Source organism: Streptomyces griseicoloratus (genome assembly GCF_014534645.1).
Classification (GTDB): domain Bacteria; phylum Actinomycetota; class Actinomycetes; order Streptomycetales; family Streptomycetaceae; genus Streptomyces; species Streptomyces griseicoloratus.
This window is the reverse complement of sequence record NZ_JACVQF010000199.1, coordinates 15,473-27,393: the sequence shown is the minus strand read 5'-3', so window position 1 is coordinate 27,393 and position 11,921 is coordinate 15,473. Positions and strand designations below refer to the sequence as shown.

The 11,921-nt window shown below is 73.1% G+C and carries 13 protein-coding genes; 7 read left to right on the top strand and 6 right to left on the bottom strand.

What is annotated here, in order from left to right; genetic code table 11:
- From H0H10_RS19205 to H0H10_RS19195, 3 genes are all read right to left on the bottom strand, one after another.
- Entirely contained in the window at window positions 1–744 is a 744-nt protein-coding gene (locus tag H0H10_RS19205) for a phosphatase PAP2 family protein (protein ID WP_188182240.1), read from the bottom strand.
- Between the two features lie 66 nt (window positions 745–810).
- Window positions 811–1,746, bottom strand: coding sequence for a M56 family metallopeptidase (locus H0H10_RS19200; RefSeq protein ID WP_188182239.1), 936 nt, complete (start codon window positions 1,744–1,746; stop codon window positions 811–813).
- Window positions 1,747–1,931: 185 nt separating this feature from the next.
- Window positions 1,932–2,480 (bottom strand): DUF5134 domain-containing protein, encoded by a 549-nt coding sequence (locus tag H0H10_RS19195; RefSeq protein ID WP_188182468.1) that lies wholly within the window; start codon window positions 2,478–2,480, stop codon window positions 1,932–1,934.
- 180 nt (window positions 2,481–2,660) lie between these two features.
- Between H0H10_RS19195 and H0H10_RS19190 the strand changes: the two genes are divergently transcribed.
- A complete protein-coding gene (locus tag H0H10_RS19190; protein WP_188182238.1) occupies window positions 2,661–4,364 on the top strand; it encodes an FUSC family protein in 1,704 nt (567 codons plus the stop codon).
- Entirely contained in the window at window positions 4,361–4,918 is a 558-nt protein-coding gene (locus H0H10_RS19185; RefSeq protein ID WP_188182237.1) for a MarR family winged helix-turn-helix transcriptional regulator, read from the top strand. Before H0H10_RS19190 ends, H0H10_RS19185 begins: the two co-directional genes overlap by 4 nt.
- 27 nt (window positions 4,919–4,945) lie before the next feature.
- Here the strand turns inward: H0H10_RS19185 and H0H10_RS19180 are convergent, their stop codons facing one another.
- A complete protein-coding gene (locus tag H0H10_RS19180) occupies window positions 4,946–5,725 on the bottom strand; it encodes a VOC family protein (RefSeq protein ID WP_188182236.1) in 780 nt (259 codons plus the stop codon).
- Between the two features lie 313 nt (window positions 5,726–6,038).
- Window positions 6,039–6,431 (bottom strand): VOC family protein, encoded by a 393-nt coding sequence (locus tag H0H10_RS19175; protein WP_188182235.1) that lies wholly within the window; start codon window positions 6,429–6,431, stop codon window positions 6,039–6,041.
- 72 nt (window positions 6,432–6,503) lie between these two features.
- Between H0H10_RS19175 and H0H10_RS19170 the strand changes: the two genes are divergently transcribed.
- The gene (locus H0H10_RS19170; RefSeq protein ID WP_188182234.1) at window positions 6,504–7,040 is read left to right on the top strand and encodes a GNAT family N-acetyltransferase; all 537 of its coding nucleotides are present in this window, start codon (window positions 6,504–6,506) and stop codon (window positions 7,038–7,040) included.
- Window positions 7,041–7,043: 3 nt separating this feature from the next.
- On the opposite strand, the gene H0H10_RS19165 is transcribed toward H0H10_RS19170, so the two are convergent.
- A complete protein-coding gene (locus tag H0H10_RS19165) occupies window positions 7,044–7,727 on the bottom strand; it encodes a glycerophosphodiester phosphodiesterase (RefSeq protein ID WP_188182233.1) in 684 nt (227 codons plus the stop codon).
- 262 nt (window positions 7,728–7,989) lie between these two features.
- On the opposite strand from H0H10_RS19165, the gene H0H10_RS19160 reads away from it, so the two are divergent.
- The 4 genes from H0H10_RS19160 (at window position 7,990) to H0H10_RS19145 (ending at window position 11,900) form a co-directional block, all read left to right on the top strand.
- Window positions 7,990–9,387 carry a DUF6421 family protein gene (locus H0H10_RS19160; protein ID WP_188182232.1) on the top strand — a complete coding sequence of 466 codons (1,398 nt, stop codon included), beginning with the start codon at window positions 7,990–7,992 and terminating at the stop codon, window positions 9,385–9,387.
- A 44-nt stretch (window positions 9,388–9,431) separates the two neighbouring features.
- Window positions 9,432–10,178, top strand: a complete 747-nt coding sequence (locus tag H0H10_RS19155) for an SDR family NAD(P)-dependent oxidoreductase (protein WP_188182467.1) — start codon at window positions 9,432–9,434, stop codon at window positions 10,176–10,178.
- Complete coding sequence (locus H0H10_RS19150; RefSeq protein ID WP_188182231.1) at window positions 10,175–11,245, top strand: threonine aldolase family protein; 1,071 nt, start codon at window positions 10,175–10,177, stop codon at window positions 11,243–11,245. The genes H0H10_RS19155 and H0H10_RS19150 overlap by 4 nt, the downstream gene beginning before the upstream one ends.
- A gap of 82 nt (window positions 11,246–11,327) precedes the next feature.
- Entirely contained in the window at window positions 11,328–11,900 is a 573-nt protein-coding gene (locus H0H10_RS19145) for a transglutaminase domain-containing protein (RefSeq protein ID WP_188182230.1), read from the top strand.
- Window positions 11,901–11,921 lie beyond the last annotated feature (21 nt).

Sequence of the window (11,921 nt, the reverse complement as noted above, 5' to 3'; positions counted from 1 at the left end):
CTACCGACTCTCGCGGGCGCCCGGAGAGCGCGACGTGTCCGCCCCGCCGCCCGGGTCGAGCGTCCCCGCAGGTCGTGGACGCAGGCGTCGGTGGGCCAGTACCGCCAGGGACACCACCAGGGCGCCCAGGAGCCAGCCGCCGACGACGTCCGTCGTCCAGTGGACGCCCAGCCACACCCGGGTGACGCCCACGCCGGCCACCGAGACCAGCGCCGCCGCCAGAGCCGTGCGGCGCGGGCCGCGGGTGGCGCCGTAATGGTGGAGCAGCCACAGCAGCAGGCCGCAGACGAACGCGGCGGTCATGGAGTGGCCCGACGGGAAGGCCGCGTAGTGCGCGGAGTCCACGGGGTCGGGCCAGACCGGGCGGGCGCGGCCCACCGCCGCCTTCAGGCCCTGCTGCAGCAGACTGCCCAGGACGCAGGCAGCCGCCAGCCAGACGGCCGTCCACCGGTCGCCCTTTCGCCACCACAGCCACACCACGGCCACCGCGCACAGCAGGCGCATCGTCCAGGTGTCCCACACCCAGTCGGTCAGGATCCGCATCGCGTGCGTGATGCCCGGTTCGTCGACCGCCCAGCGGTGCGTGGTGGACGAGACGTCCTCGTCCAGGCCGATCAGCGGGCGCCACTCGGCGGCGACCAGGACGAGCAGCAGCGCGGAGCACAGGGTGAGGACCCAGGTCACGTGGAGGGCGGTGCGGGGCTGCGGCGGACGGGGCGGGGAGTCGACGGGCGGCGTCTGCATGCTGTGATCCTCACCGACCCGGGGGGCTCGGGGCCAGTCTCCGCGGAGGCGGGCCGGCCCGGAGGGTCATCCCAGCGCCCGGAGCCCCGGTACGAACGCCACCAGCACCGGCACCACCGGCACCAGGGAAGCCGCCGCCGTCAGCCGGAGGCGGCGGGCGGCCGTCAGCCGGTTCGGGGGCGTCAGCAGCCGGTGCACCCGCTGCGGGACGTGGGCCCGGGCCGCCGGGCAGGGGCCGAACACGCCCCGGTCCTCGTTGAGTCCCACCAGGGCCAGGGCCGTCGTGAGCCGTCCGAAGCGGCGCGAGGCGGTGTCGTCGGCGGCGAGTTCGACCAGGCGGTGCATCTCGTCGCGGAACGCGGCGAACACCGGCACCTGCGGGAAGCCGTCCGCCAGCGCCGACGAGCAGTGCAGCAGCCAGTCGTGCCGTGCCTGCGCGTGCCCCTGCTCGTGGGCGAGGACCGCGTCCAGCTGCCGGCCCTTCAGGCGGCGCAGCGCGGCGGTGGTGACGACCAGTTGCGGGGGAGCGCCGGGCAGCCACCAGGCGTCGGGCCGCTCGCCCTCCAGTACGACCAGCCGCCCCGCCCCCCGTTCCTCGCCCGGCAGCAGCGGGGCCCGGTCGAGCAGTTCGGCCCTGCGCAGCCGGCGCCGGGCCCGGCTCCTGACGACCTCGCGCACCAGCATCGCCGCGCTCCACAGTCCGCCGCAGGCCAGCGCGACCGCCGTCGTCGCCGCCCAGTGGCCGGCCGTGCCGAGCGCGTACGCCTCCACCACCGCGCTCGGGGCCGTCGCGAAGACGTGACCGCCCACCGCCGACCAGGCGGCCGCCGCGCTGAGTGTCATCGACAGCGCGCAGCACACCAGCACGGCCGCCACCACGCACTGCCAGACCCACAGCGCGACCACCGGTTCCCGGTCCGGCCAGTCGGCCCGGGCGAGCAGCCGGGGGGCGAGGACGGCGGTCAGGGCGCCGAGCAGCAGCAGTGCCGCGGGGAGGATCATGAGAGCAGCCTAGGAGCGCCGCACCTCCCGGGACACCGCCCGTCGCGGCAAAGTGACGCAGGCAACGGTTGCGGGGACGTACGGCGCCGCGGGCGCCACGGCTCACATCGTCACGAGGCGCCTCGCGCCACATGGGGAGCAACGCGGCGCCTCGCGTCAGATGGCGGCAACGCGCCGCCTCGCCGTCACATGGTCAGCAGCATGGCCAGCATCGCGATGCCCATCGAGAGGCGGCATGCCCGCGCCAGCTCGGGCCGGTCGCCCCAGCCGGCGCCGGGCCCGCCGCCGGCCACGGCGGCGACGGGAACCAGACGTATGCCGGTCAGCAGTACGTACGCGGTGAAGTACAGCAGCAGGGTCCCGGTCAGCAGGGGGACCCCGGAGCCCCCGTGCCCGTGCCCGTGGGCCGGGGCTCCGGCCATCACCGCGGCCATGTAGACCATGGCCGCGGCACCGACGAGATGGTGCAGGTGGTGCCGGTCGGCGCGCGCCGCCCACAGGGAGCGCAGCCCGGCGGCGCCGAACACCAGCGCGTAGGCGGTCCAGGCCCAGGAGGGCGGGCTGAACACCGCGGCGGGCACGGCCATGGCCGCCATCCCGAACCCCATGAGGGCCTCGCCGCCCGCGGCACGGCGCTGCTCCTCGACGCTGCTGCGCATCCGCAGCAGGCAGTAGGCGCCGGTCGCCGCGCACAGCGCGACCAGCAGCCAGCCGTACGACGCCGGTCCGTGCACGCGCACCTCCCCGTTCGGCAGTCGGTGGAAGGAATGCCCGGGCGGTGCGGTGCGCACGCGAGCGCAAGGGTGTACGCGGGGGGCATACGGCGGAGCGCGGTGCGTAGCGCCTGGTCAGCGCCGAGGCGGGGTGACCGGTCCAATATTTTTTACAGGTAAAACACCTGCTAAAATATTTTCATGAGCAGTGCGTCCCCCACCTCCGGCACCCCGCTCGGCCGGCATCTGCCACTGGCCGGCGTGCTCCGCCTACGCCGTCCCTCCGAGATCTGGTTCAAGCCCGCGCTGAGCGTGGTGGCCGCCGTGGCCCCGCCCAACCTGATCCTGCTGGCGCTCGGCCGGCTCGACCTGGCCATGTACACGATGGCCGGGTCCCTGTGCGCGCTCTACGCCCACAACCGGCCCTACCCCGCCCGGGCCCGGGTCCTCGCGTGGGTGGTGCTCGGCATGCTCGCAAGCGTCGCCGTCTCCCTGGTCACCGCGTCGCTCACCGGCGACGCGGTCGTGCTGGTCACCGTCGGCGCCCTGCTCGCCGCCGCGCAGAAGACGCTGTGCGACGCCACACGGATCGGCCCGCCGGGCAACGTGATCCTCACCTTCATCAGCTCCGCATCGCTGTTCGCGCCGCAGACGCTCGGCCAGGTCCCGGGGCACCTGGCGCTGACCGCCGCGGCGGGCGCCTTCGCCTGGATCGTCGGCATGGCACCCGCCTTGGTCCGCCCGCACGGCCCGGAACGCCGGGCCACCGCCCAGGCACTGAACGCCGCCGCCGCGTACGCCGGCACCCGGGGCACCGGCGACGGCCACACCCAGGCCCGCGCCGCCGGTTACGCCGCGGTGCAGGCCGCCTGGCAGACGCTGCTGTCGCTGCCGGCGACCGGTGCCCGGGCCGCCACCCGGCACGCCCTGGAAGCCCTCGTCGTCCGTGCCGAGGTCGCCCTCGCCGCACCCGCCGACACGGACCCCGAACGGCTGCGGGACTGGGCGCGCGCCCTGCGCGGCACCGGACGGATCCCGCGCACCGGCACCCCGCACACCGCCGCCCCCGGGGCCTTCGCCGACGAACTCCTCGGCGTGGACGCCGAACTCGACGCCCGGCCGGCGCCGCTGTGGCGCGGGCTCGGCCCGCTGGCCCCGATCGCCGTGCGCACCGCCCTGGGCTGCGCCCTCGCCGGCTACGCCTCCCTCGCCCTCGGCATCGGCCGCCCCTACTGGGCGCTGGTGACCGCCGCCGCGCTCTACCAGGTGAACCTGACCCTGACCTGGAGCCGGACCGTCCAGCGCGTCGTCGGCAACCTCGCCGGAGTACTCCTCTTCGCGGCCGTCGCCCCGCTCGCCCACCTCGGGCAGGCACCCCTCGTCCTGCTCTGCCTGGCCTTCAACTTCGGCGCCGAGGCGCTCATCACCCGCAACTACTGGCTCGGCAGCGTCTGCGTGACGCCGATGGCGCTCCTGATCACCGAGTTCGCCGGATACCAGGAGCCCGGCGAGCTGATCACCGAGCGGGTCGTGGACACCCTCGTCGGCGCCCTCGTCGGCTTCCTGGCCGCCGTCGTCGTCACCAACCGGCGCGCGGGCGACCGCGTCGAGCAGGCGGTGACCGCCGCCGACCGCGCCCGCGAGCGCGCCGCCCGCCTCCTGGCGGAGCCCGAGCCCGCCCCCGCGGCGCTGGAGGCCGCCCGACGGAGCCTGGCCGCCGCGCTGGCCGACCTGCGGGCCACCGCCGACGCCGCGGCCGGTGAATGGTGGCAGCGCGCCCTGCCCCACGAGAGGGTCGTGCTCGCCGAGCAGTCCGGACACCGTACGCTCGCCGCAACGGTGCGCCGCCGCACAGCGTGTGCGGACCGGGACACAGGTACGAGGACGGAGGACGTACGGCCATGACCGCAAACGACGGGCGCTCGGCGACCGGCGGCGGCGCGACGGACGCCACGAGAGGGGACACGGTCGCCGCGGTCGTCCGCCAGTGGCGGGCCGTCCACCCCGGCCTCGACACCGGCCCCATGGAGATCATCGGCCGCATCAACCGCTGCGCCGCCCTCCTCCAGCAGGCCGAGGACGCCCCGCTGCGCCGGGCCGGCCTGAGCCGCCCCGAGTTCGACCTGCTCGGCGCGCTGCGCCGCACCGGGCACGAGCTGACCCCCGGTGAGCTGGCCCGCGAGACCTTCTCCTCGGGCGCCGCCGTCACCAAGCGCCTCAAGCAGCTCACCGAGCGCGGACTGGTCGAACGCCGGGGCGACACCCGGGACCGCCGCGTCGCCCACCTCCGCCTCACGGACGCCGGACGCGACCTCGTCGACGGCATCCTGCCCGAGCAGCTCGCCTACGAGTCCGCCGTCCTCTCCGGCGTACGGGCCCCGGAGCGGGACGAACTCGCCGCGCTCCTCGCGGAACTGCTCGGCCAGCTGGAGGGCCGCCTGGACGCGCTGCGGGTCTGAGGGCACGTGCGCGTCGGGGACCGGCGATCACACCGGGTGGTCCCGGCCCTCGTCCGCCGCCCGGTACACGCCGAACATCGCCCCCTGCGGATCCCTCAGCACCGCGATGCGCGGTCCGTCGGGCAGGGACGTGGGCACCATCAGCACGGTGCCGCCCCCGCCGGTCGCGTCGGCCGCGGCGGTGTCCACGTCCTCGACCGCGAAGTACGGCAGCCAGTGCGCCGGCACCTCGTGCGGGAACTTGTCGTCCATCGTCACCATGCCGCCGAAGTCCGCGCCGCCGACACCCCACTGCGGATAGCGGTCCGAGGCGGTGACGCTCCAGCCGAACACGGTGGTGTAGAAGTCCCGGGCCCGGTCCGGCTCGCGGGTCAGCAGCTCCACCCAGCCCAGCGCGCCGGGCGCGTTGAACAGCCCCGCTCCCGGGAAGGCACGCGCCTGCCAGAGCTGGAACACCGCGCCGGTCGGATCCACGGCCACCGCGAACCGGCCCGCGTCGAACACGTCCCGCGGGCCGAGCGGAACCGCCCCGCCCGCCTCCGTGATCCGCCGTACGGCGGTGTCGGCGTCGCTCACCGCGAACGACACGTTCCAGGCGACCGGCTGGGCCTGCTGGTACAGCGGTGTCAGGGCGGCGACCGCCGCGTCCCCGAGGCGGGCGATCGTGTAGCCCCCGGCCTGCTGTCGCGGGTCCGTCTCGGGACGCCAGCCGAACAGCCGCGCGTAGAACCGCTTGGCCGCCTCCAGATCGCTGGTGCCCAGCTCGGCCCAGCAGGGCCCGCCGGTCACCGGTGCGTCGAGCTTCATGGCGTGGGGCGTCCCTTCCACAGCGCGATCGTCCCCCTCCAGCACGCTAAGCCCCGGCCAGTGCCCCGGCCATCCGGGAACCGGCGGGGCAGCCACGTGCCCCGCCTGCCCCCGACCCCGCACCGCACACGGCGTCGGCCCGCCCGGCCGGCCCCGCGGGCGGAGCCGGCCCCGGCACCCCGGCGAAACCCCGCCCCGCCCCGCCCCGGCACCCCGGCGAAACCCCGCCCCGGCTCCCGCAGACCGGGACACCCGGGTGGACACGCACACGCGGACGGCCCGCCCACCGCCCACGCCCGTCCGTGAGGCGTGCTCAGATGCCCGGCCGGTACCTCAGCGGATGGTCCTCGGGCACCTCCACCAGCACGATCCGCGTCCCGTCCGGGTCCTCGATCCACATCTCCACCAGGCCCCACGGCTCCCGCACCGGCGGCCGGACGATCCCGACGCCCTTCGCCCGCAGCTCCTCGTGCGCCGCCGTCACGTCCTCGACCTGCATCCAGAGCATGAGCGCCGGGTCGACCGGGCCGTCGGAGCGGCCGGAGAGCTCCAGGAAGCCGCCGCCGAGGAAGTACACGGTTCCGCGCTCCGGCCCGGTGCCGAACTCGCGGTGGACGGCGAGGCCGAGCTGGCCGCCGTAGAACGCACGGGAGCGTTCCGGGTCGGTGGGGCGGAGCAGGACGCGGCTGCTGAGTACATGCACCATGCATCCGGAGCCTATCGGCAGCGCTACTCTCGTCGGTGCCCTCGCCGCGCCCGAGAACCGGAGACGTCACCCATGGACACTGCCGCCCGACACACCTTCCGCGACGCCACCGATGCCGACGTGGACGCCCTCGTCGCGCTCGTCGAGTCCGCGTACCGCGGGGACGCCAGCCGTGCCGGGTGGACCACGGAGGCGGACATCCTCCAGGGGCAGCGGACGGATCCCGAGGGCGTGCTGGAGGTCATCAAGTCGCCGGACAGCAGACTGCTGACGGTCGAGCGCGAGGGGCGGATCGTCGCCTGCTGCCAGCTCGAACACCGCGGTGAGCACGCCTACTTCGGGATGTTCGCCGTGAGCCCGGCGCTCCAGGGCGCGGGGCTGGGCAAGACCGTCCTCGCGGAGGCGGAACGGCAGGCCCGCGAGGCGTGGGGCGTCACCGAGATGCACATGACGGTCATCTCCGTGCGCGAGGACCTCATCGCCTGGTACGAGCGCCGCGGCTACCGCCGTACGGGCCGGATGACCCCCTTCCCGTACGGCGACGAGCGCTTCGGCATCCCGCAGCGCGACGACCTGCAGTTCGAGCTGCTGGTCAAGCCGCTGGCGTGACGCTCACGCGGTGAAACGGCCGGTGCGTTTGATCTCCGGATAGTCGGTCGTGGCGCCGTCCAGCCCCAGGGCGCGCACCAGCCGCAGGTGGTCCTGGGTGTTCACCACCCACGAGAAGACCCGCAGGCCGGCCTTGCGCGCCCGCTCCACGATCTCCAGCGTGATGCGGTTGATGTCCAGGCAGAGGGTCCCGGCGCCGGCCTCGACCGCCCGGTCCACGACATCGGGGCCGTAGTACTGCGCGACCAGTGCCGTGCGCACCCCCGGCACCAGGCGGGCGATCTCGACGATCGCCTCGTCGTGGAAGGAGATCACCTCCACCCGGCCGGCCAGGTCCCGCCGGAGCATCACCTCCGCCAGCGTCCGGGCCGCCGCCGTGTCCTTGATCTCGGCCTGCAACGGCACCGACACGGCGTCCAGCACCTCCTCGAAGACCGGGACCCGCTCCCCGCGCCCGGCGTCCAGGGCGCGCAGCTCGGCGAGGGTCTGCTCGGCGATGGCGCCGGTGCCGTCCGTCGTGCGGTCCACGTCCGCGTCGTGCATGACGACGAGCGCGCCGTCCTTGCTCAGGTGCAGGTCCAGTTCGACGACGTCGAGGCCGGCCTGCTCGGCGGCGACGAAGGAACGCAGGGTGTTCTCGGGTTCGACACCCATCACTCCGCGGTGACCGATGGTGAGGAAGTTCAAGGCTCGACTCGCTTCCGTCGACGGCGGCGATGGCAGGGCGGCAGCCTAACGGCCCTGCGGAAGCGTTTCCCCTGTGCCGCGCTCGGTATACGGATCTGGCCGACACCGCTTCGGTGATGTGCCCCACCTCCGGGCATCCGACAGGAAAAAATGCGGTGAAGGTGGGGGAGTGGCAGGATATTTTGCTGGGTCTCCCCTTGCTGGGAGGAACCACGTGTGCATACGGTGTCCTTACGCGAGGTTCTCCCGTGGAGGATGGGACATGACGGAAATTCTTGTGCAGGTGGGTTCGGAGGAGAAGGTTTCTCCGGTGAGCAGGGTGGTGGAGCACCCGGCCTGGCCCGTGCTCAAGGATGCCGTGGAGCAGATCCGGCCATGGCAGTCCAAGGACGGGTCGATCGACTTCGACGCCGAGGGCGCCCCCGAGCGCGCCACGGCCGAGGACGCCGTGCGCCGAGTCGCCGCGTCCGTCCAGGAACTGTCCCCGCTGCTCCCGCACGACCGCGCCTACCACGAGGCCCTGGTGGCGGACCTCGGCCGCTGGGCCGACGGCGGTTTCCAGGTGCCCGACTTCCTCGACTCGCTGCTGGCCTTCCAGCCGGCCGCGAACCGGCAGGACGGCCTCCAGCACCTGGTCGTCTTCCCGATGTACACGCAGAACGGCAATCCGGACCGCAACCTCGAAGCGGTCGTGCTGCGCATGGTCTGGCCGGACTGGCTGGCCGAGCTGGAGCGCACCCGCTACGACAACCCGCTGTTCTGCGGCATCACCTTCGAGGACTTCACGTCCGGCTACGACACCAACTCCGCGGTCCTCTTCCCCGAGACCATCGCCGTGCGCGAGGCGCCCGAGCGGTTCAGCTGGGGCGGCATCTTCTGCGACCGCGAGGCAGCCCGCTTCCGCCGCGTCACCGATGCCGCGGTCCGCATCCTGGGCCTGGAGCTGCCCGAGGACGTCGCCGCCATGGTCCACGACCAGAAGCGGTGCGAGGAGGCGTTCGTCCTGTGGGACATGGTCCACGACCGCACCCACAGCCACGGCGACCTGCCGTTCGACCCGTTCATGATCAAGCAGCGCCAGCCGTTCTGGATGTACGGCCTGGAGGAGCTGCGCTGCGACCTCACCGCCTTCAAGGAGGCCGTGAAGCTGGAGGCCGACGGCGTCCCGCAGGCCCGCGACGTGCAGTACGCGGTGCTCTTCGACCGCATGTTCCGCTTCCCGGTCACCGGCGAGCGCGTGCGCAACTACGACGGCCTGGGCGGCCAGCTCCTCTTCGCCTACCTGCACAAGCACGACGTCGTCCGCTGGACCGACAACAAGCTCTTCATCGACTGGCAGCGCGCCCCGCAGGTCACCAACCAGTTGTGCGCCGAGATCGAGAAGCTCTACCGCGACGGCATCGACCGCCCCAAGCTCGTCCACTGGTTCGCCGGGTACGAGCTGGTCTCCACCTACCTCGCCCCGCACCCGGGCTCCAAGTGGGCCAAGGGCCCGGACGCGCTGGACCTGACCCTGCCGCCGCGCAAACTCGTCGATGACGTGCTTCCGGACGAGTTTCCGCTGAGCATGTTCTACGAGGCACTGTCCAAGAAGCTGAAGAACGTGATCGCCTCCACCAAGGGCATCACGGCGGACGGCGCCGAGCGGGCCGCCGCGTGAGCGACGGCACCGACAACCAGGAACAGGCTCGGGAGGCGAGGACCATGGGGAACGGGGCGCTCAACGGCGCGGTGATCGCGGTGGCCGGTGCGGGCGGGCCCGCCGGACGGGCCGCGCTGCTGCGGCTCGCCGAGGCCGGCGCGGTCGTCGTCGGCGCGGACAACGACCCGGAGCGGCTGGCGGAGGCCGTCGACGCGGCGCGCTACGCGCACGGTGGGGCCACGGTGGTCGGCGAGACCGTCGACCTGCTGGACCTCGACTCCACCCGGGAGTGGGCCGGCCGGATCGAGAAGGAGTTCGGACGGGTCGACGGCCTGGTCCACCTCGTCGGAGGCTGGCGCGGCAGCGAGACCTTCACCAAGACCAATCTCGACGACTGGGACCTGCTGGAACTGCTGCTGATCCGCACCGTCCAGCACACCTCCCTCGCCTTCCACGAGGCGCTGCAGCGCAGCGACCGCGGCCGCTACGTGCTGATCAGCGCCGCGGGCGCGAGCAGGCCCACCGCGGGCAACGCCGCCTACGCGGCCGCCAAGGCCGCCGCCGAGGCGTGGACGCTGGCCATGGCGGACTACTTCCGCAAGGCGGGGGGCGAGCAGGGGCCGACGTCCGCGGCTGCGATCCTGGTGGTGAAGGCGTTGGTGCACGACGCGATGCGCGCCGAGCGCCCCAACGCGAAGTTCGCGGGCTTCACGGACGTCAAGGACCTGGCCGAGGCCGTCGCCGGAGTCTGGGAGAAGCCCGCCGCGGAAGTGAACGGAAACCGTCTGTGGCTGACCGAGAAGCCGTGAACCCCCCGAAGACCGACGCGCGTCGCCATCACGACCCCGAGGTCCGCGGTTTCGCCAGTGACAACTACGCCGGGGCGCACCCGGAGGTGCTCGCCGCCCTGGCCCTGGCCAACGGCGGGCACCAGGTCGCGTACGGCGAGGACGTCTACACCGAGAACCTCCAGCGTGTGATCCGCAGTCACTTCGGGCCCACGGCCGAGGCGTTCCCGGTCTTCAACGGCACCGGCGCCAACGTCGTCGCGCTCCAGGCGGTCACCGACCGCTGGGGCGCGGTGATCTGCGCCGAGAGCGCGCACATCAACGTGGACGAGTGCGGGGCGCCGGAGCGGGTCGGCGGCCTGAAGCTGCTCACCGTGCCCACGCCGGACGGCAAGCTCACGCCCGAGCTGATCGACCGGCAGGCGTACGGCTGGGACGACGAGCACCGCGCGATGCCGCAGGTCGTCTCGATCACCCAGAGCACCGAGCTCGGCACCCTCTACACCCCGGACGAGATCCGCGCCATCTGCGAGCACGCCCACGCGCACGGCATGAAGGTGCACCTGGACGGCTCCCGGATAGCCAACGCCGCCGCCTCGCTGGACGTGCCCATGCGGACGTTCACCAACGCGGTCGGCGTGGACCTCCTCTCGCTCGGCGGCACCAAGAACGGTGCCCTGTTCGGCGAGGCGGTCGTCGTCCTGAATCAGGACGCCGTGCGCCACATGAAGCACCTGCGCAAGCTGTCGATGCAGCTGGCCTCCAAGATGCGCTTCGTGTCGGTGCAGCTGGAGGCGCTGCTCGCCAAGGACCTGTGGCTGCGCAACGCCCGGCACTCCAACGAGATGGCCCAGCGCCTGGCCGAGGGCGTGCGTGCCGTGCACGGGGTGGAGATCCTCTACCCGGTGCAGGCGAACGCGGTCTTCGCCCGGCTGCCGCACGAGGTGAGCGAGCGCCTGCAGCAGCGGTTCCGTTTCTACTTCTGGGACGAGGCCGCGGGCGACGTGCGCTGGATGTGCGCCTTCGACACGACCGAGGACGACGTGGACGCGTTCGTGGCGGCGCTGAAGGAGGAGATGGCGCGCTAGAGCACCCGGCGTTATGCATAGGTATGCGGTCACCTGAAAAGTCATTGACCTTCGGGTGATCGCTTTCCTATGCTCTGCGGGCATGGAGCTGATCCAGAACACGCCCGACCTGTCCGCCTACTTGGCCGCCGACGAGGTCATCGACCATGACCATCCGCGGGTGCGGGAGACGGCCGCCCGGCTTGCCAAGGAGGCGGACGACTCGTATGCCTATGCGCGGCTCGCCTTCGAGTTCGTGCGCGACACCATCCCGCACTCCCAGGACTCCGGCGATCCGCGCGTCACCTGGCGGGCCTCGGACGTCCTGGAGCAGCGCACCGGCATCTGCTACGCCAAGGCCCATGCGCTCGCCGCCCTGCTGCGGGCCGAGGACATCCCGACCGCGCTGTGCTACCAGCGGTTCGACGTGGTGCACGGCCTGGTCGCCGTGCGCTTCAACGGGGCCTGGCACCGGCAGGACCCGCGCGGCAACAAGCCGGGAGTGGACGCGCGGTTCTCGCTGGACGGCGAGGTGCTGGCCTTCACTCCGGACACCGAGGCGGGTGAGGAGGACCATCCGGTCCTGTATGCCGAGCCGCACCCCGCCGTGCTGGGCGTCCTCAAGGCGGCCAGGGACCGGCCGCACCTGTGGGAGACGCTGCCCACCGCTCTCTGAGCGGTCAGTGCGCCTCGAAGC

What these genes read in the sequence shown, in the direction of transcription:
- H0H10_RS19205 (WP_188182240.1), bottom strand. Translation starts at nt 744, where the DNA reads ATGCAGACGCCGCCCGTCGACTCCCCGCCCCGTCCGCCGCAGCCCCGC.
- H0H10_RS19200 (WP_188182239.1), bottom strand. Translation starts at nt 1,746, where the DNA reads ATGATCCTCCCCGCGGCACTGCTGCTGCTCGGCGCCCTGACCGCCGTC.
- H0H10_RS19190 (WP_188182238.1), top strand. Translation starts at nt 2,661, where the DNA reads ATGAGCAGTGCGTCCCCCACCTCCGGCACCCCGCTCGGCCGGCATCTG.
- H0H10_RS19185 (WP_188182237.1), top strand. Translation starts at nt 4,361, where the DNA reads ATGACCGCAAACGACGGGCGCTCGGCGACCGGCGGCGGCGCGACGGAC.
- H0H10_RS19180 (WP_188182236.1), bottom strand. Translation starts at nt 5,725, where the DNA reads ATGAAGCTCGACGCACCGGTGACCGGCGGGCCCTGCTGGGCCGAGCTG.
- H0H10_RS19175 (WP_188182235.1), bottom strand. Translation starts at nt 6,431, where the DNA reads ATGGTGCATGTACTCAGCAGCCGCGTCCTGCTCCGCCCCACCGACCCG.
- H0H10_RS19170 (WP_188182234.1), top strand. Translation starts at nt 6,504, where the DNA reads ATGGACACTGCCGCCCGACACACCTTCCGCGACGCCACCGATGCCGAC.
- H0H10_RS19160 (WP_188182232.1), top strand. Translation starts at nt 7,990, where the DNA reads ATGACGGAAATTCTTGTGCAGGTGGGTTCGGAGGAGAAGGTTTCTCCG.
- H0H10_RS19155 (WP_188182467.1), top strand. Translation starts at nt 9,432, where the DNA reads ATGGGGAACGGGGCGCTCAACGGCGCGGTGATCGCGGTGGCCGGTGCG.
- H0H10_RS19145 (WP_188182230.1), top strand. Translation starts at nt 11,328, where the DNA reads ATGGAGCTGATCCAGAACACGCCCGACCTGTCCGCCTACTTGGCCGCC.